The sequence below is a fragment of the Geodermatophilus sp. SYSU D00696 genome, assembly GCF_054050235.1.
This window is the reverse complement of the sequence record NZ_JBJGYY010000030.1, coordinates 36,324-52,623: the sequence shown is the minus strand read 5'-3', so window position 1 is coordinate 52,623 and position 16,300 is coordinate 36,324. Positions and strand designations below refer to the sequence as shown.

At 76.4% G+C, this 16,300-nt stretch carries 16 protein-coding genes; 8 read left to right on the top strand and 8 right to left on the bottom strand.

The genetic code is table 11. The annotated features are described in order from the left end of the window. Positions 1-111: 111 nt before the first annotated feature. Both ACI79O_RS17840 and ACI79O_RS17835 read right to left on the bottom strand, forming a co-directional pair. Complete coding sequence (locus ACI79O_RS17840; RefSeq protein WP_456891451.1) at positions 112-939, bottom strand: endonuclease/exonuclease/phosphatase family protein; 828 nt, start codon at positions 937-939, stop codon at positions 112-114. 4 nt (positions 940-943) lie between these two features. Beyond that, a complete protein-coding gene (locus tag ACI79O_RS17835; RefSeq protein WP_456891449.1) occupies positions 944-2,659 on the bottom strand; it encodes an alkaline phosphatase D family protein in 1,716 nt (571 codons plus the stop codon). Positions 2,660-2,729: 70 nt separating this feature from the next. Here ACI79O_RS17835 and ftsY point away from each other — a divergent pair, with 70 nt between their 5' ends. Continuing rightward, a complete protein-coding gene (ftsY, locus tag ACI79O_RS17830; protein WP_456891448.1) occupies positions 2,730-3,962 on the top strand; it encodes a signal recognition particle-docking protein FtsY in 1,233 nt (410 codons plus the stop codon). A gap of 112 nt (positions 3,963-4,074) precedes the next feature. Here ftsY and ACI79O_RS17825 read toward each other — a convergent pair whose 3' ends face one another. The 4 genes from ACI79O_RS17825 to ACI79O_RS17810 are packed head-to-tail and all read right to left on the bottom strand — an operon-like array spanning position 4,075 to position 6,616. Beyond that, positions 4,075-4,824 (bottom strand): energy-coupling factor ABC transporter ATP-binding protein, encoded by a 750-nt coding sequence (locus tag ACI79O_RS17825; RefSeq protein ID WP_456877040.1) that lies wholly within the window; start codon positions 4,822-4,824, stop codon positions 4,075-4,077. Next, the gene (gene cbiQ, locus ACI79O_RS17820) at positions 4,821-5,600 is read right to left on the bottom strand and encodes a cobalt ECF transporter T component CbiQ (RefSeq protein WP_456914810.1); all 780 of its coding nucleotides are present in this window, start codon (positions 5,598-5,600) and stop codon (positions 4,821-4,823) included. The genes ACI79O_RS17825 and cbiQ overlap by 4 nt, the downstream gene beginning before the upstream one ends. A gap of 3 nt (positions 5,601-5,603) precedes the next feature. Beyond that, the gene (locus ACI79O_RS17815; protein WP_456891444.1) at positions 5,604-5,915 is read right to left on the bottom strand and encodes a PDGLE domain-containing protein; all 312 of its coding nucleotides are present in this window, start codon (positions 5,913-5,915) and stop codon (positions 5,604-5,606) included. Then, the gene (locus tag ACI79O_RS17810; protein ID WP_456891442.1) at positions 5,912-6,616 is read right to left on the bottom strand and encodes an energy-coupling factor ABC transporter permease; all 705 of its coding nucleotides are present in this window, start codon (positions 6,614-6,616) and stop codon (positions 5,912-5,914) included. Before ACI79O_RS17810 ends, ACI79O_RS17815 begins: the two co-directional genes overlap by 4 nt. Positions 6,617-6,929: 313 nt before the next feature. Here ACI79O_RS17810 and ACI79O_RS17805 point away from each other — a divergent pair, with 313 nt between their 5' ends. From ACI79O_RS17805 to ACI79O_RS17790, 4 genes are all read left to right on the top strand, one after another. Further along, the gene (locus ACI79O_RS17805; RefSeq protein WP_456891440.1) at positions 6,930-8,300 is read left to right on the top strand and encodes an ammonium transporter; all 1,371 of its coding nucleotides are present in this window, start codon (positions 6,930-6,932) and stop codon (positions 8,298-8,300) included. Further along, positions 8,297-8,635, top strand: coding sequence for a P-II family nitrogen regulator (locus ACI79O_RS17800; protein ID WP_073421809.1), 339 nt, complete (start codon positions 8,297-8,299; stop codon positions 8,633-8,635). Before ACI79O_RS17805 ends, ACI79O_RS17800 begins: the two co-directional genes overlap by 4 nt. Before the next feature lie 98 nt (positions 8,636-8,733). Beyond that, a complete protein-coding gene (locus tag ACI79O_RS17795) occupies positions 8,734-11,133 on the top strand; it encodes a [protein-PII] uridylyltransferase (protein ID WP_456891438.1) in 2,400 nt (799 codons plus the stop codon). A gap of 89 nt (positions 11,134-11,222) precedes the next feature. Beyond that, a complete protein-coding gene (locus ACI79O_RS17790) occupies positions 11,223-11,414 on the top strand; it encodes a hypothetical protein (RefSeq protein WP_456891437.1) in 192 nt (63 codons plus the stop codon). A 74-nt stretch (positions 11,415-11,488) separates the two neighbouring features. Here the strand turns inward: ACI79O_RS17790 and ACI79O_RS17785 are convergent, their stop codons facing one another. Beyond that, positions 11,489-12,535: a baeRF3 domain-containing protein gene (locus ACI79O_RS17785; RefSeq protein ID WP_456891435.1), complete on the bottom strand. Its 1,047-nt coding sequence runs from the start codon at positions 12,533-12,535 to the stop codon at positions 11,489-11,491. Further along, the gene (locus tag ACI79O_RS17780; protein ID WP_456891433.1) at positions 12,532-12,963 is read right to left on the bottom strand and encodes a hypothetical protein; all 432 of its coding nucleotides are present in this window, start codon (positions 12,961-12,963) and stop codon (positions 12,532-12,534) included. The genes ACI79O_RS17785 and ACI79O_RS17780 overlap by 4 nt, the downstream gene beginning before the upstream one ends. A gap of 188 nt (positions 12,964-13,151) precedes the next feature. On the opposite strand from ACI79O_RS17780, the gene ACI79O_RS17775 reads away from it, so the two are divergent. The 3 genes from ACI79O_RS17775 to ACI79O_RS17765 all read left to right on the top strand — a co-directional run bounded on the left by ACI79O_RS17775 (position 13,152) and on the right by ACI79O_RS17765 (position 16,251). After that, positions 13,152-13,454 carry a helix-turn-helix transcriptional regulator gene (locus ACI79O_RS17775; protein WP_456891431.1) on the top strand — a complete coding sequence of 101 codons (303 nt, stop codon included), beginning with the start codon at positions 13,152-13,154 and terminating at the stop codon, positions 13,452-13,454. 152 nt (positions 13,455-13,606) lie between these two features. Next, positions 13,607-15,172, top strand: a complete 1,566-nt coding sequence (gene ffh / locus ACI79O_RS17770) for a signal recognition particle protein (protein ID WP_456891429.1) — start codon at positions 13,607-13,609, stop codon at positions 15,170-15,172. Then, positions 15,169-16,251 carry an amidohydrolase family protein gene (locus tag ACI79O_RS17765; protein ID WP_456891427.1) on the top strand — a complete coding sequence of 361 codons (1,083 nt, stop codon included), beginning with the start codon at positions 15,169-15,171 and terminating at the stop codon, positions 16,249-16,251. Before ffh ends, ACI79O_RS17765 begins: the two co-directional genes overlap by 4 nt. The last annotated feature ends 49 nt before the right edge of the window (positions 16,252-16,300 follow it).

Genomic DNA, 16,300 nt, shown 5'->3' with positions numbered 1-16,300 from the left:
CTCCCCCCCCCCCCCCCCCCCCCCCCCCCCCCCCCCCCCCCCCCCCCCCCCCCCCCCCCCCCCCCCCCCCCCCCCCCCCCCCCCCCCCCCCCCCCCCCCCCCCCCCCCCGGCTAGACGCCGGAGGGGACCAGCAGGTCGACGACGAGCGGCAGGTGGTCCGACGCCCCCGCGCCGTCGAGCACCCGCGCCCCCTTCACGGCGATGCCCCGGGTCACCCACACCTGGTCGATGCGCGTGTGCGGCGACCGCGCCGGGTGGGTCAGGCCCTCGTCGCGCTGCCAGAACCGCCAGCGGGCCTGGTCGTCGCGCTCGGCAGCCAGTTCCCAGGCGTCGGTGAAGTCCGCGCGCAGGGCCGCCAGCTCCGGGGCGTCGGGTGCGGCGTTGAGGTCGCCGACGACGACGCCGGTGGCCATCGGCTCGGTGTGCAGCGCGCGCAGCACCGCGACCTGCTCGGCGCGCTCGGCCGCCGACCGGGTGGTCAGGTGGGTGGTGGTCACCCACAGCGCGCCGCCGTCGAGCTCGACGAGCGTGCGCAGCGCGCTGCGCGGCTCCCCGGTGCCGGGCAGCGGGTGGACGTCGCTGACCAGGATCGGCAGCCGCGACAGCAGCGCGTTGCCGTACTGACGGCGGTCGTCGTCGCCGGGCCGCGGCTCGTCGATGGCCGGGCCCCAGGCCAGCTGCATGTCCAGCGCGCGCGAGAGCAGCAGCGCCTGGTCGACGTCCTCGCTGCGCTTGCCGAAGTGCCGGTCGACCTCCTGCAGGCAGATGACGTCGGCGTCGGCCGCGGCGAGCACCTTGGCCAGCCGGGGCAGGTCGTGGCGGCGGTCCTCGCCGACACCGTGGTGGGTGTTGAAGGTGACCAGGCGGACGGGGATCGGGGGCTGGTCGGGGCCGGGTGCCGGCTTCGTGCCGTGCTCCTGCTCGTGGGGATCGGTCACGCCGTCAGCCTGTCACCCCCTGCGCCCCCACCGCCGCCGGGACGGGGTCGGCCAGCGGCAGGTCGAGCACCTGCTGCAGGCACTCCTCGCCGTTCTCGCGGTGGTCGCTCACGTGCAGGACGAAGCGCGCCGAGCGGCCGTCGAGCACCAGCTCGCCGACCTGGTTGCCGAAGAACGGCCCGGCGGCCTTGGCCCACTCGACCGACGGCGGGCGCACCCGCGCGGCGCGGGCCAGCGCCTGCGTGAACCGCCGCGCCCACCGGCTCCAGCCGATGCGGAAGCCCACCCGGATGGGGTGCGGCGCCTGGTTGTGCAGCGGGGAGACGGTGAGCTGGTGCACCCGGCCGGTCAGGCCGCCGGGCTCGACCACCTCGGCGGCGTAGGCGTGGTGGACGTCGCCGGAGAGCACCACCGCGGTCGCAGGCGCCCGGCCGTGCTCGCCGCGGGCCACCGCCAGCAGCGCGGCGGCCAGCCGGTCGAAGCTGTGCCCGAACGCCGCCCAGTGCTCCAGGTCGGCGGCCTGCCGCGCCGCCTCGGCGGCCCGCCCGACCAGCCGGCCCTCGTGGCGCACCGCCAGCGCCTCGTCGACGCGCTCGATGGAGTCGATGGCGTGGGGGAGCAGCCAGGGCAGCGACGTGCCGACCAGCAGGTGCGAGACACCGTCCCGCACCGCCTGCCGCATCTGGTCCTCGATCCAGGCGAACTCGTCGTCGTCGACCATCCGGCGGGCCTGCTCGTCGAGCACCCGGCCGGCCCGGCTGTCGACCACGAGCAGCCGGGCGTCGCCCCACTGCCGGGCGTAGCTCCAGCGCACCGTCCGCGGGTCGCGGTCGGCGGCGAGGGCCATCTCGCGCAGCAGCGGCCCGGCGTCGGCGTCCTCGGGCAGTGCGCGCACCGCCTGCCAGGTCGCGTTCTCCGCCAGCTCGGCGGGGGAGAGGTTGCCCAGGTGCTGGTAGACCCAGTAGGTGGCCAGCCCGCCGGCGATCCGCTCGTCCCACCAGCCGGTGGCGGTGACCCGGCGCCGCCAGGCCGCCGAGGTGTTCCAGTCGTCGATCATCTCGTGGTCGTCGAACACCATCGACGACGGGATGGTCGACAGCAGCCAGCGCACCTGCGGGTCGGTCCAGGACTCCGCGTAGAGCCGGGTGTACTCCTCCAGGTCGCGGGTCTGGGCGTCCTCGGGCACCGCCTCGCCGCGGCGCACCCGCAGCCACGAGCGGGTCGCCGGGGTGAGCTCGTCGGCGTAGACCTGGTCGCCCAGCAGCACCAGCGCGTCGGGCCACTGGTCCTCGGGCAGCCGGGCGACCCGCTGCGCGTAGGCGTCCAGGGCGTCGGGCGGGATGCCCTCGGCGACGTCGACGGTGCTCGGTGCGGCGTACCGGCAGGAGCCGAACGCCAGCCGGAAGGGACCGGGCCGGCCGGGGGTGCGGATGCGGCTGGGCGGGAACGGCGAGCTCGACTCCGGCCACACCCGGACGCCGTCGGTGCCGTCGGTGGAGAGCCGCACCTCGTAGGGCGTGGTGCTACCCGGCTCGAGGCCCTCGACGACGACCAGCGCGTACCAGTGGCCGCCGACGCGGAAGGTCCGCGCGGTCCGGCCGAGGACGTCGACGGTGCAGGGCCGGTCGGTCTCCACCCACACCGTGGCCGACACCGGGTCGACGTGCCGCAGCAGGGGTCCGAGCAGCAGGGCGGGGGTGTCCCGGTCGGGTGGCGGCATGGGTTCAGCGTGGCCCACGGTCCGGGTTCCGCCCAGACCCGGCTGCACGGCGGCTGGGAGACTGACCGGCATGGAGTTCGTGCTGATCGCGATCGCGATCCTCCTCGTGGCCCTGGTCGCCGGGGTGAGCCTGCTGGTCGGCCGCGGCCGGCGCACCACCCGGCTCGACGACGACGCCGTCGCCGGCACGACGCTCACCCGCCCGCGCCCGCCCAGCGCCCCTCCCGCCCCGCCGGAGGACCGGCCGGCCGGCGCGACCGCCTCCGGTCAGGGCCTGGCGCCGGCCGAGCCCGACGCGGTGACGCCCGAGGCACCGCCGCCGGTCGACCTGCCCCCGGCGGTCGCCGAGCCGGACGTCGTCTTCGAGACGCCGCCGCCGTCGGCCGGCCGGCTGGTGCGGCTGCGCTCGCGGCTGGCCCGCTCGCAGTCCTCCCTGGGCCGCGGCCTGCTCACCGTGCTCGCCCGCGAGCGGCTCACCGAGGACGACTGGGAGGAGGTCGAGGAGACCCTGCTGGCCGCCGATGTCGGCGTCGCGGCCACCCAGCAGATCGTCGACCGGCTGCGCACCCAGTCGATGGTGCTCGCCACCGCGTCGCCCGCCGACCTGCGCGCGCTGCTGGTCCGCGAGCTGACCGCCGTGCTCGGGCCCGACCTGGACCGCCGGCTGGGCACCGACCGGCGCGAGGGGCGGCCCGGCGTCGTCCTGGTCGTCGGGGTCAACGGCGCGGGCAAGACGACGACGGTCGGCAAGATCGCCCGCGTGCTCGTCGGCGACGGCCGCAGCGTCGTGCTCGGGGCCGCCGACACCTTCCGCGCCGCGGCCGCCGACCAGCTCGAGACCTGGGGCGAGCGGGTCGGCGTGCTCACCGTCCGCGGCCGCGAGGGCGCCGACCCGGCGTCGGTGGCCTTCGAGGCGGTGCGCACCGGCGTCGAGGCCGAGGTCGACACCGTCGTCGTCGACACCGCAGGCCGGCTGCACACCAAGTCCGGCCTCATGGACGAGCTCGGCAAGATCAAGCGGGTCGTGGAGAAGCAGAGCCCGGTCACCGAGGTGCTGCTGGTGCTCGACGCCACCACCGGCCAGAACGGCATCGTGCAGGCGCGGGTGTTCACCTCCGCCGTCGACGTCACCGGCGTGGTGCTCACCAAGCTCGACGGCACCGCCAAGGGCGGCATCGTCGTCTCGGTGCAGCGCGAGCTGGGCATCCCGGTGAAGCTGATCGGGCTGGGGGAGGGCGCCGACGACCTCGCGCCGTTCGAGCCCGAGGCGTTCGCCGAGGGCCTGGTCGGCGCAGCCGACTGAGAGCCGGGTTCCGGTCACCTCCAGTCGCGTCGAGTGAGCAGCTGAGGTCGCCGACACGGCGTGACTCGCCGCCGGAGCCGACCGGAACTGCTCACTCGGCCCGCCCGGCCGGTCAGGGCACGGTGCGCGGGTCGAACCCGTAGGGCAGCTCCAGCCGGTGGGCGGCCAGCAGGTCGGTGTCGGCGAGCACCTCGCGGGTCGGCCCGTCGGCGACCACCACGCCGCCGTCGAGCACCACCGAGCGCGGGCACAGCTGCAGCGCGTAGGGCAGGTCGTGGGTGACCATCAGCATCGTCACCGGCAGGCTCGTGAGGACCTCGGCGAGCTCACGGCGGCCGGCCGGGTCGAGGTTGGACGACGGCTCGTCGAGCACCAGCACCTCCGGGTGCATCGACAGCACCGTGGCCACCGCGACCCGGCGGCGCTGGCCGAACGACAGGTGGTGCGGCGGGCGGTCGGCCACCCCGGCCATGCCCACCTGGTCCAGCGCCGCGGCGACCCGGGCGGCCACCTCCGGCTCGGGCAGGCCCAGGTTGCGCGGGCCGAACGCGACGTCCTCGCCGACGGTGGGCATGAACAGCTGGTCGTCGGGGTCCTGGAAGACGACGCCGACCCGCCGCCGGACCTCCCGCAGGCTGCGCCGCTCCACCGGCAGACCCGCGACGCTGACCCGGCCCCGGCCTCCGCCGAGGATGCCGTTGAGGTGCAGCACGAGCGTCGTCTTGCCGGCGCCGTTGGGGCCCAGCAGCGCCACCCGCTCGCCGCGGTCGACGCGCAGGTCGACGCCGAACAGCGCCTGGTGCCCGTCGGGGTAGGCGAAGGCCAGGTCCTCCACCAGGAGCGAGGGCTGGGGGCCGGTCACGCCCCGAGCATCCCCGTCGCCAGCACGGCCCCGGCGGACAGGGGCAGCGCCAGCCCGGTCAGCCACACCCGCGCGGGCACGGCGACCGCGGGCCCGGCGGGCAGCCGGCCGTCCCCGCCGCGCGCCAGCATCGCCAGGTGGACCCGCTCGCCGCGCTCGTAGGAGCGGACGAACAGCGCACCCGCGGTGCCGGCGACGACCCGCAGCGCACCCGGCCCCCGGCCGCGGAAGCCCCGGGACTCGCGGGCCACCCGCATGCGCCGCAGCTCGCCGGCCACGACGTCGGCGTAGCGGACCATGAACGACAGGATCTGCACCAGCACCGCCGGCAGCCGCAGCCGCTGCAGGCCGCGCACCAGGTCCTGCGGGGGAGTGGTGGCCGCGAGCACGGTGGCGGCGAGCACCGACAGCGTCGCCTTGGCCAGCAGCCCGCCGGCGGCGACCAGGCCGCTCTCCGACAGCGACAGGCCGAGCACCTCCACCCGCGGGCCGCGGGCCACCAGCGGCAGCAGCAGCGCGAAGACCACGAAGGGCACCTCGACGGCCAGCCCGCGGGCCAGCCGGGCGGCGGGCACGCGCGCCAGCGCCGCCGCGGCGAGCACCAGGACGGCGTACCCGGCGTAGGCCAGGGCCCAGGCCGGCCGCACCGGGGTGGCGACGACGACCAGCGCGAAGCCCAGCACCGCGACCAGCGAGACGTGCGCCGGCAGCCGGTGGACGACGGTGTCGCGCGCGACGTGGGCCGCGCCCAGCGGGCCGCCGTGCCCGGCACCCACGGGTCAGTCCCGGGTGCCGGAGCGGCCGCGCCGGCGCAGCAGCAGCGCGAGGCCGCCGGCGAGCGCCAGGGTGACCGCGACGCCGACGACGCCGGCCAGCCCGCCCGAGACCCGGGCGTCGTCGACCCCGGCGACGCCGTAGTCGGCCAGCGGCGAGCCGACGGCCGCGCTGTCGCGGGCCGTGTCGGCGAAGCCCGACTCACCGGCGGCCCACTCCAGGCCGTCGGGGGAGGCGCTGGCGTAGGAGCTGAGGACCCCGGCGACGAGCAGCGTCAGCAGCAGGCCGGCGAGCCAGAACGCGCGGCGGCGGTTCACCGGAGGGCCTCCTCGGCGCGCAGGCCCGGACGGGTGGCGAGGTCGGCGCTCCGGCGCAGGTGGGCGGCGCCGTGCACGAGGTCGGGCCGCACCGACAGGACCGCGCCGAGCACCGCGACGGTGATCAGCGCCTCCCCGATGCCGATGAGCAGGTGGATCCCGCCCATCGCGGCCAGCACCAGGCCGAGGGAGACGTCGGCGACCCCACCGGCGGCGAACAACGCGACGAACGCCAGCGCCGCGGCCGGCACCGACAGGAAGGCGCCCGCGCCCGCGGCGGCGAGCAGGCCGGTTCGGGTGCGCGGCAGCAGCCGCAGGAGCAGGCGGAACACCCCGTAGCCGACGCCGACGGCCACGACCGCCAGCAGGGTCACGTTGGTGCCCAGCGCGGTCAGGCCGCCGTCGGCGAACAGCAGCGCCTGGACGAGCAGCACGACGGTCATGCAGAGCACCGCCGTCCACGGGCCGACCAGCACCGCGGTCAGCGCGGCCCCCACCAGGTGGCCGCTGGTGCCGGCGCCGACCGGGAAGTTGACCATCTGGACGGCGAAGACGAAGGCCGCGGTCAGCCCGGCGAGGGGAGCGGTGCGCTCGTCGAGCTCGCGGCGGGCGCCGCGCAGGGCGACGGCGACCGCGCCGGCGGCGACGGCGCCGGTGGCCAGTGACGTGGGGGCGTCGAGATACCCGTCGGGGACGTGCACGCGGACCTCCCGGGACCGGCTGGGCGCGGGGCGGCCGGACGCCGTCCCCCGGGCACCTTATTGCAACCGAGTTGCACCTGCACCCGTCTCGCACGGGGCCGGTGCGGGCGGACCGGGGCGGGCCGCAACACGGCGGACACACGGGGGGCGGACACGCGGCGCGGAGTTCACCGTCCGGAAACGGCCGGACGACGGCTCCGGAAACACCGGCCCGGCACGGTGGTCGCCGCACCCCCCGGGCTCTCCAGCGCGCTCCGGGTCCGTCCTGTGGCCTGCCCCGTCGCACGGCCACACCACACGTCAGGAGGTTGCCGTGGACACCGGCGACACCGCCTGGGTCCTGGTCAGCGCCGCGCTGGTGCTGTTCATGACCCCCGGTCTGGCGCTCTTCTACGGCGGCATGGTCCGCGCGAAGAGCGTGCTGAACATGATGATGATGAGCTTCGGGGCACTCGCGCTGATCAGCGTGCTGTGGGTGCTCTACGGCTACTCGATCGCCTTCGGCGACGACGTGGGCGGCGGCCTGCTCGGTGACCCGACCGAGTTCTTCGGCCTGTCCTCGCTGATCGGCACCGCGGGCCTGGAGGGCGCCTTCGCCCCGGACAACCTCGTCTTCACCATCCCCTCGCTGGCGTTCGTCGCCTTCCAGGGCGTCTTCGCGATCCTCACCGTGGCGCTGATCTCGGGCGCCGTCGCCGACCGCGCCCGCTTCGGCCCGTGGATGGTCTTCGCCGGCATCTGGGCGACGCTGGTCTACTTCCCGGTCGCGCACTGGGTCTTCGCCTTCGACGGCGCCGAGTCCGAGACCGGCGGCTGGATCGCCAACGACCTGCTGGCCATCGACTTCGCCGGCGGGACCGCGGTGCACATCAACGCCGGTGCCGCCGGGCTGGCGCTGGCGCTGGTGCTGGGCCGGCGCCGCGGCTTCGGCCGGGACCCGATGCGGCCGCACAACCTGCCGCTGGTGATGATCGGCGCGGGCATCCTGTGGTTCGGCTGGATCGGCTTCAACTCCGGCTCGGCCCTGGCCGCCAACGGGCAGGCGGCCGAGGTCTTCGTCACCACGCTCGCGGCCACCGGCGCGGCCACCCTCGGCTGGCTGCTCACCGAGAAGCTGCGCGACGGGCACGCCACCTCGCTGGGCGCGGCCTCCGGCGTCGTCGCGGGTCTGGTGGCCATCACCCCGGCCTGCTCGTCGGTGACGCCCCTGGGCGCGATCGCCATCGGCCTGGTCGCCGGCGCCGTCTGCGCCCTCGCCGTGGGCCTCAAGTACCGGCTGGGGTACGACGACTCGCTCGACGTCGTCGGTGTCCACCTCGTCGGCGGCCTGTGGGGCACCCTGGCGGTGGGCCTGTTCGCCTCCGGCGCCACCACCGCCGGCGTCGACGGGCTGTTCTACGGCGGCGGGGTCGACCAGCTGTGGCGGCAGGCGCTAGGCGCGCTCGCGGTCCTGGTCTACTCGTTCGTGCTGACGCTCGTCATCGGCACCGCCATCGCGAAGCTGATGCGCTTCCGCATCACCGAGGAGGACGAGGTCGCCGGCATCGACGGCGTCGTGCACGCCGAGACCGGGTACGACCTGGCCTCCCTGGGTGGCGGCGGTGGCGGCTCGGCTCTCGCGGCCGCCGGCCAGACCCGCGCCGAGGCGCGGGGTACCGACCTCACCGACAGGAGCCGGGTGTGAAGCTCGTCACCGCCATCATCAAGCCGTTCAAGCTCGACGACGTGAAGAACGCCCTCGAGCTGATCGGGATCACCGGCCTCACGGTCAGCGAGGTCCAGGGCTTCGGCCGCCAGCGGGGTCACACCGAGGTCTACCGCGGTGCGGAGTACCAGGTCGACTTCGTGCCCAAGGTGCGCATCGAGGTCGTCGTCGGCGAGATCGAGGCCGCCCGGGTGGTCGACGCCGTCGTCGAGTCGGCCTCCACCGGCCAGATCGGCGACGGGAAGGTGTGGGTCACCACGATCGACGAGATCGTGCGGGTCCGCACCGGCGAGCGCGGCGAGGACGCGCTCTAGGGGGACCCGGGTGAGCAGCGTCGGCCGGGGTGGCGGGAGGACCGCCGTCCCGGCCGACGCCGTCCCGGCCCCGACCCACCGACCCGACAGGGGGGACCGTGCCCGACCTCGGGTCGCTGCCCGAGCTGACCCGCGCGGAGCGGGTGCAGCAGCTCGACGCCTGGCTGGGCGGCCTGCTGACCGCCGCCGTCGCCGGGACCCCGCCGTCGCGGCGGGGCCGCGGTGCGGGTGGGCGGGCAGCGACACCGCCGCGCACCGGCACCGACGGCGTCGCACTGGTGGCCGTGGGCAGCCTGGGCCGGCGGGAGCCCCCGCCGCACGGCGACCTCGACCTGGTGCTGGTGCACGACGGCCGCCCCGAGGTGGCCGCCCTCGCCGACGCCGTCTGGTACCCGATCTGGGACGCGGGCGTCCGGCTGGACCACTCGGTGCGCTCGGTGCCCGAGGCGGTCGCGGTGGCCTCCACCGACGTCAAGGCCGGCCTCGGCCTGCTCGACGCCCGCCTGGTCGCCGGGGACGCCGGCCTCGCGGCCGCGCTGCGCACCGCGACGCTGGCCAGCTGGCGGCAGTCGGCGTCCCGGCTGCTGCCGCAGCTGCGCGACCTGCGCCGCCAGCGGGCACGGCAGGTCGGTGAGCTGGCGTTCCTGCTCGAGCCCGACCTCAAGGAGGCCTACGGCGGGCTGCGCGAGGGCCAGGTGCTGCGCGCGGTCGCCGCCGCGCAGCTGGGCGACGAGCCCGCCGCGGAGGTGGAGGCGGCCTACGCCCTGCTGCTCGACGTCCGCGACGAGCTGCGCCGCCGCACCGGCCGGTCCTCCGACGTGCTGGTCCGCCAGGAGCAGCGGCCGGTCGCCGCCGCGCTCGGCTTCGGGACCGACGGCGCCGCCGACGAGGACGTGCTGCTGCGCGAGGTCAGCCTCGCCGGGCGGCGGCTGGCCTTCGTCGCCGACGACACCTGGCGGCGGGTCGAGGCGGCACTGGTCCGCCGGCCCCGTGGCCGCTACCGCCGGGTGCGCCGCGAACCGCTGGCCGAGGGGGTCGTGCGGCAGGGCGACGAGGTGGTGCTCGCCCGCGACGCCCGCCCGGCCACCGACCCGGGCCTGGCCCTGCGCGGTGCGGCCGCCGCCGCCCGGATGGACCTGCTGCTCTCGCCCTACACGCTCAAGGTGCTCGCCGTGCACTCCCCGCCGGTGCCCGAGCCGTGGCCCGCGGAGGTGCGCTGGTCGTTCCTGCGGCTGCTGGCCGCCGGCCGCCCGGCGGTCCCGGTCATCGAGCAGCTCGACCAGGAGGGCCTGCTCGGCCGGTTCCTGCCGGAGTGGGAGCAGGTGCGGTCGCTGCCCCAGCGCCATCCCTGGCACCGGTTCACCGTCGACCGGCACCTGGTGGAGGCCGCGGCGGCCGCCGCCGAGCTCACCCACGACGTCGACCGGCCCGACCTGCTGCTGGTCGCCGCGCTGCTGCACGACATCGGGAAGGGCCGGCCCGGCGACCACAGCGTCGTGGGGGAGCCCGTCGCCCGCGGCATCGCCGCCCGCATGGGCTTCGCGCCGGCCGACGTCGCCGTCGTGGGCACGCTGGTCCGCCACCACCTGCTGCTGCCCGACACCGCCACCCGCCGCGACATCGACGACCCCGCGACGATCGAGCGGGTCGCGGCCACCATCGGCGCCGACCCGCAGGTCCTGCAGCTGCTGCACGCACTCGCACAGGCCGACGGCGCGGCCACCAGCTCCTCGGCGTGGTCGCCGTGGAAGGCCCACCTGGTCGCCCAGCTGGTCGCCCGCGTGCAGGCGCACCTGGGCGGGGCGCCGGTGGCCGATCCCGACCCCGTCCTGGCCCCGACCGAGCCCACGGTCACCCAGTCCGGCGGCGACGGCGCGGTGACCGTGGGCGTCGAGGACGTCGCCGACGGCCAGCAGGTGACCATCGGGGCGCCCGACGAGCAGGGCCTGTTCAGCCGGCTCGCCGGGGTGCTGGCGCTCAACCAGCTCGACGTCCGCGCCGCGAAGGTCGACGTCACCGACGGCCGGGCGACGGCGGTGTTCGCCGTCCGCCCCCGGTTCGGGCGCGCGCCGCAGCCGGCGATCCTGGCCGACGCCGTCCGGGCCGCCCTGGAGGGGACGCTGCCGCTGGCCGAGCGGCTCCGGCAGCGCGAGGCCGACTACCGGCAGGACGCCGCCCGGTCGGCGCCTCCGCGCATCTCCTGGCACGACGCGGAGGTCAGCGGCGAGGCGACCAGCATCGTGGAGGTCCGCGCGGGCGACCGGGCCGGCCTGCTCTACCGGCTCACCGCCGCGCTGGGGTCGGAGGGGCTCGACGTCACCTCCGCCCGCATCGAGACCCTCGGTGCCGACGCCGCCGACTACTTCTACGTGAGCAACCCCGACGGGGGCCCCCTCGACCCCGGCCGGCGGGCGCGGGTCGAGGCGGCGCTGGTCGCCGCGGCGCGGGGGGCGGTCCTCGACCCGGCGTACAGCGGGGGAGCGGACACGCCGCGCTGAGGTGCGCGGGACTGTCGGTGGCCCGTGCGACCGTCGGGCTCAGTCGCGGGACGGAACGGTCCCGCCACCGACGGCGAGGGGGAGTCGACGTGCACGACCAGCAGACCTGGCCCTGCTCCACCTGCGGGGAGGACACGGTGTTCGAGCAGCCGCCGTGCGCCGACGGGCACACCGACGAGGGCGGCGAGTGCCCCGAGTGGATCTGCACCGGGTGCGGTGCCGGGTTCCTGCTCGGCGCGCTCGAGCCGGTGCTCGAGGCGGCGGTCCGCCGCGCCGCGTGACGAACGGCCATCCTTCCCCCCCACGCCCTCGCTCCGCTCGGCGCGGGTCCCTGGAGGGTGGCCGTTCCAGCACCTCACCTGAGAGCGAGGGCGACCCGGCCGGCGTCGGCGAGGGCGCCGTCGGCCACGAACGCGATCCACCCGCCGCGCAGCAGCACCGTCTCGATCAGCTCGTCCACGACATCGTCGACCACGTCGGGGTGCTCGACGTCGTCGGCGGGGACCAGGAAGTCGCCGTCCGCGCTGAGCCGGGCGGCGAGGGTGAAGCCCTCCTCCACCGCGAGCATCTCCGGCCGTTCCCGCCGGGCGGCCAGCCAGGCGGCGTCGATGCCCTCCACCACGGCCGAGCGGGACCGCCGCCGGTCCAGGTGCGCCAGCGCCTCGTCCTGCCGCGACAGCAGGTAACCGTCGAGCACCTCGCGCACGCGCGGCACGAGCACCGACAGGGGTGCGCGGGTGAGGTTGCCCGTCACCGTGCCCGCCAGCCGGCCGGTGTTGCGCGACAGCCGGCGGAACCGGCCGACCACCCGGTGCCCGCCCACCAGCACCAGCGGGGCGGGGTGCAGCCGCAGGAAGGTGCCCAGCGCCCGGTCGACGCGGCGCAGGAACGCGTCGCCGGCGTCGTCCTCGGCCCGCAGCGGGAACGGCGAGCGCCGCGGCGGGCGCAGCGTCCCCGCGCCGCCCTCGAGCAGTCGCGCGTCCTGCTCCGAGAGCAGCAGCACCACGTGCCGCGGGATCCGGTGCAGCGCCCGCACCAGGTCGCGGGTGGCGAAGGTGGGGTCGACCACCACCCGGTCGGGGACCGGCACCGGCAGGCGCACCACCTGGCGCAGCGCCCGGTTGACGTACAGCGCGATGCCCGCGCCGGTCGGCTCGGTGCGGGCGGCGGCGACGAGGTCCTCCAGCGCGGTGGCGAGCTCGGCGGGCGCGCCGTCGCGGGCCAGGCGGGCCCCGGCCTCGCCGGCCAGCCGCTGCAGCGTCCGCGCGTCGGCGTCGGTCATGCGGGGTGCAGGGGTGGTCGTCGCCAGCAGGGACACGCAGGGCTCGTCGCGCACCGACTGCAGCAGGACGACCTGCTCGGGGGAGGGGCCGGCGACCCGCCGGGGCACGGTGGCGGTCACGGGACCGGCCACCCGACCGGGACGGCGTCCAGCCGCCGGGCGAGGCGGGCGACGGCGCGGTCGAGGACGCGCTCCCGGCGCCGGCCGCGCAGGCCGCCCAGTCGGTGCACGGTGATCCGCGCGGGCAGGCCGGCCGCCGCGGCGCGCTGCGTGGTCAGCGCGACGAGGTCGGCCACCTCACGCTCGACCTCCTCGCCGAGCCGGGCGGCCACAGCGGCATCCAGCGCGACAGCGGTGCGGGGCAGCAGCAGCGCGGTGTGCACCTCCGCCCCGGTCTCCCTCGCGCGGGCGTGGGCCTCGTCGAGGACGGCAAGGGCGCCCTCCTGTCCGGTGAGGACGGCCAGCAGACGGGGCGGGTGTCCCTTGGCCGGGCGGCGGAGCGGCGCGGCTACCGGCGCCAGGGGGACGGGTGGGGCGAGAGCGGCCACGGGACCTCCTCCGGGGCGGCGAGGTCTCCCCCGGTCCCGGAGGACCGGCCGCGCCCGGGCCGGGGCCGGGACTGACGGGCGGCGGCTTCGCGGATGCGGTCGGGTACTCCCCTCGCACGAAACACGATACAGGAAATCAACTTCTGTGACGAGGGTCGCGCCAGGCCGTGACGAGTACGGTGCTGCCCGTGGCCGGCTCCGCACCCGGGTGGACGTTCCTGTCGAACCACGGCCACGTCCTGGTCAGCCTGGCGGCCGATCCCGACGCCCGGGTCCGTGACGTCGCGCAGCGGGTCGGCATCACCGAGCGCGCGGTGCAGATGATCGTCGCCGACCTCGAGGAGGCCGGCCACGTCGTCCGGGAGCGCGTCGGGCGCCGCAACCGGTACACGGTGTCCACCGAGGGCCACTTCCGGCACCCCCTGGAGGCACACGTGCGCACCCGGGACTTCCTGGCGCTGGTGCTCGGTGACGGGGCCGTCGGGGACTGACTCCGCCCGGCGCCACCTGTCGCCGGCCCGCTCGGCGCGTCGCGGTCGATACGCTGGGGACAGGAGGCGCGAGGACCCGGCCGGGTCCGAGCCGTGTCGCCGGTCGGTCTGACCGGCGGGCCCGCGCCCGCGACACCCGACGAGGACGTGCTGTGTTCGAGACCCTCTCCGACCGCCTCGACAAGGTCTTCACCGGCCTGCGGGGCAAGGGCCGGCTGACCGACGCCGACATCGACGCCACCGCGCGCGAGATCCGCATCGCGCTGCTCGAGGCCGACGTCGCGCTGCCGGTCGTGCGGGCGTTCATCGCCGCCATCAAGGAGCGGGCGCGCGGCGCCGCGGTCTCGCAGGCGCTCAACCCGGCCCAGCAGGTCATCAAGATCGTCAACGAGGAGCTCATCGAGATCCTCGGCGGCGAGACCCGCCGGCTGCGCCACGCCAAGCAGTCGCCGACGGTCATCATGCTCGCCGGTCTGCAGGGCTCGGGTAAGACCACCCTGGCCGGCAAGCTCGGCCGCTGGCTCAAGGGCCAGGGCCACACGCCGCTGCTGGTCGCCGCCGACCTGCAGCGGCCGAACGCGGTCAACCAGCTCACGATCGTGGCGCAGCAGGCCGGCGTCGACGTCTACGCGCCCGAGCCCGGCAACGGCGTCGGCGACCCGATCCGGGTGGCCGCCGACTCGATCGACCACGCCCGCCGCACCCTGCACGACGTCGTCGTCGTCGACACCGCCGGCCGGCTGGGTATCGACGCCGAGCTGATGGCCCAGGCCGCCGGCATCCGCGACGCCGTGCAGCCCGACGAGACGCTGTTCGTCGTCGACGCGATGATCGGCCAGGACGCCGTCACCACCGCCGAGGCCTTCCGTGACGGCGTCGGCTTCTCCGGTGTCGTGCTCACCAAGCTCGACGGCGACGCCCGCGGTGGTGCCGCGCTCTCGGTCCGCTACGTGACCGGGCAGCCGATCATGTTCGCCTCCACCGGCGAGAAGCTCACCGACTTCGACGTCTTCCACCCCGAGCGGATGGCCTCGCGCATCCTCGGGATGGGCGACGTGCTCACCCTCATCGAGCAGGCCGAGCAGGCCTTCGACGCCGACCAGGCCGAGAAGATGGCCGGCAAGCTGGTCAGCCGCGAGGGCTTCACCCTCGAGGACTTCCTCGAGCAGATGACGGCCATCCGCAAGATGGGCCCGATCGCCAACCTGCTCGGCATGCTGCCCGGCGCGGGCGCGATGAAGGAGCAGCTCAAGCAGGTCGACGACCGCGACCTGGACCGCACCGCGGCGATCATCCGCTCGATGACCCCCGAGGAGCGGGTCAACTCGAAGATCATCAACGCGTCGCGGCGGGTGCGCATCGCCAACGGCTCCGGCGTCACGGTCACGGAGGTCAACCAGCTGCTGGAGCGCTTCGCCCAGGCGCAGAAGATGATGGGCCAGATGGCCGGCAGCATGGGCCTGCCCGGCATGGGCCCGATGTCGAAGAAGGCCCGCGGCCGCCAGATGCAGGCGCAGTCGAAGAAGGGCAAGGGCAAGAAGGGCAAGGGCGGCAAGGCCCCCGCCCGCCGGCCCATGGGCGCCCCGGGGCTGCCGACCGGCGCCGGGTTCCCCGGGCAGCTGCCCGGCGGCATGCCCTCGCTCCCGCCCGGGCAGGCCCTGCCCGACCTGTCCAAGCTCGACTTCAGCAAGTTCGGGGACGAGCGGCCCGGGCGGTGAGCACGCCCGCGCTGCACCTCTCCGGTGTCGTCCTCCCCGAGGGCGAGCACCGCGACCTGTGGGTTCGCGACGGCCGCATCACCACCGAGCCGGTGCCCGGCGCGGAGACGGTCACCCGCGGCGGGTGGCTGCTGCCGGGCCTGGTGGACGCGCACTGCCACGTCGGCATCGGCCGCGGCGGGGTGCTCGTCGAGGACCTCGCCGGGCTGCGGGAGCAGGCGCTGGCCGAGCGCGCCGCGGGTGTGCTGGCGCTGCGCGACTGCGGCTCCCCGGTCGACACCCGGGCGCTCGACGACGAGCCCGACCTGCCGCGGATCGTCCGGGCCGGGCGGCACATCGCCCGCACCCGCCGCTACATCCCCGGGCTCGCCGTCGAGCTCGAGCCGGAGGACCTCGCCGCCGAGGTGCGGGTGCAGGCCCGTCGCGGCGACGGCTGGGTGAAGCTCGTCGGCGACTGGATCGACCGGTCGGTCGGCGACCTGGCGCCGGAGTGGCCCGCCGAGGCGGTCCGCGAGGCGATCGCCGCCGCGCACGAGGAGGGCGCCCGGGTCACCGCGCACACCTTCGGCACCGACGCGCTGCCCGACCTGGTCCGCGCCGGCATCGACTGCATCGAGCACGGCACCGGACTCACCGAGGACCTCGTCGCCGAGATGGCCGCGCGCGGCACCGCCGTCGTCCCCACGCTGGTCAACGTCGAGAACTTCCCCGAGTTCGCCGCGGCGGGGGAGAAGCGCTTCCCCAGCTACGCGAGCACCATCCGGCGGCTGTACGCGACCTCCGGCGCGGTCGTGCGGGCGGCGTACGAGGCCGGGGTGCCGGTGTTCGCCGGCACCGACGCCGGCGGCGGCATCGAGCACGGCCGGATCGCCGACGAGGTCCGCGCCCTGTGCGCCGCGGGGCTGCCCGCCGAGGCGGCCCTGGGGGCGGCGTCGTGGGCCGCCCGCGCCTGGCTGGGGCTGCCGGGTCTCGAGGAGGGCGCGCCGGCCGACGTCGTCGTCTACGACACCGACCCGCGCGCCGACCTCGACACCCTGGCCCGGCCGCGCCTGACCGTGCTGCGCGGCCGGGTGGTCTGAGCCCGCGCCACGATCAGGTGACCTGATCGTGCGGCGTCCTCCCTCACGG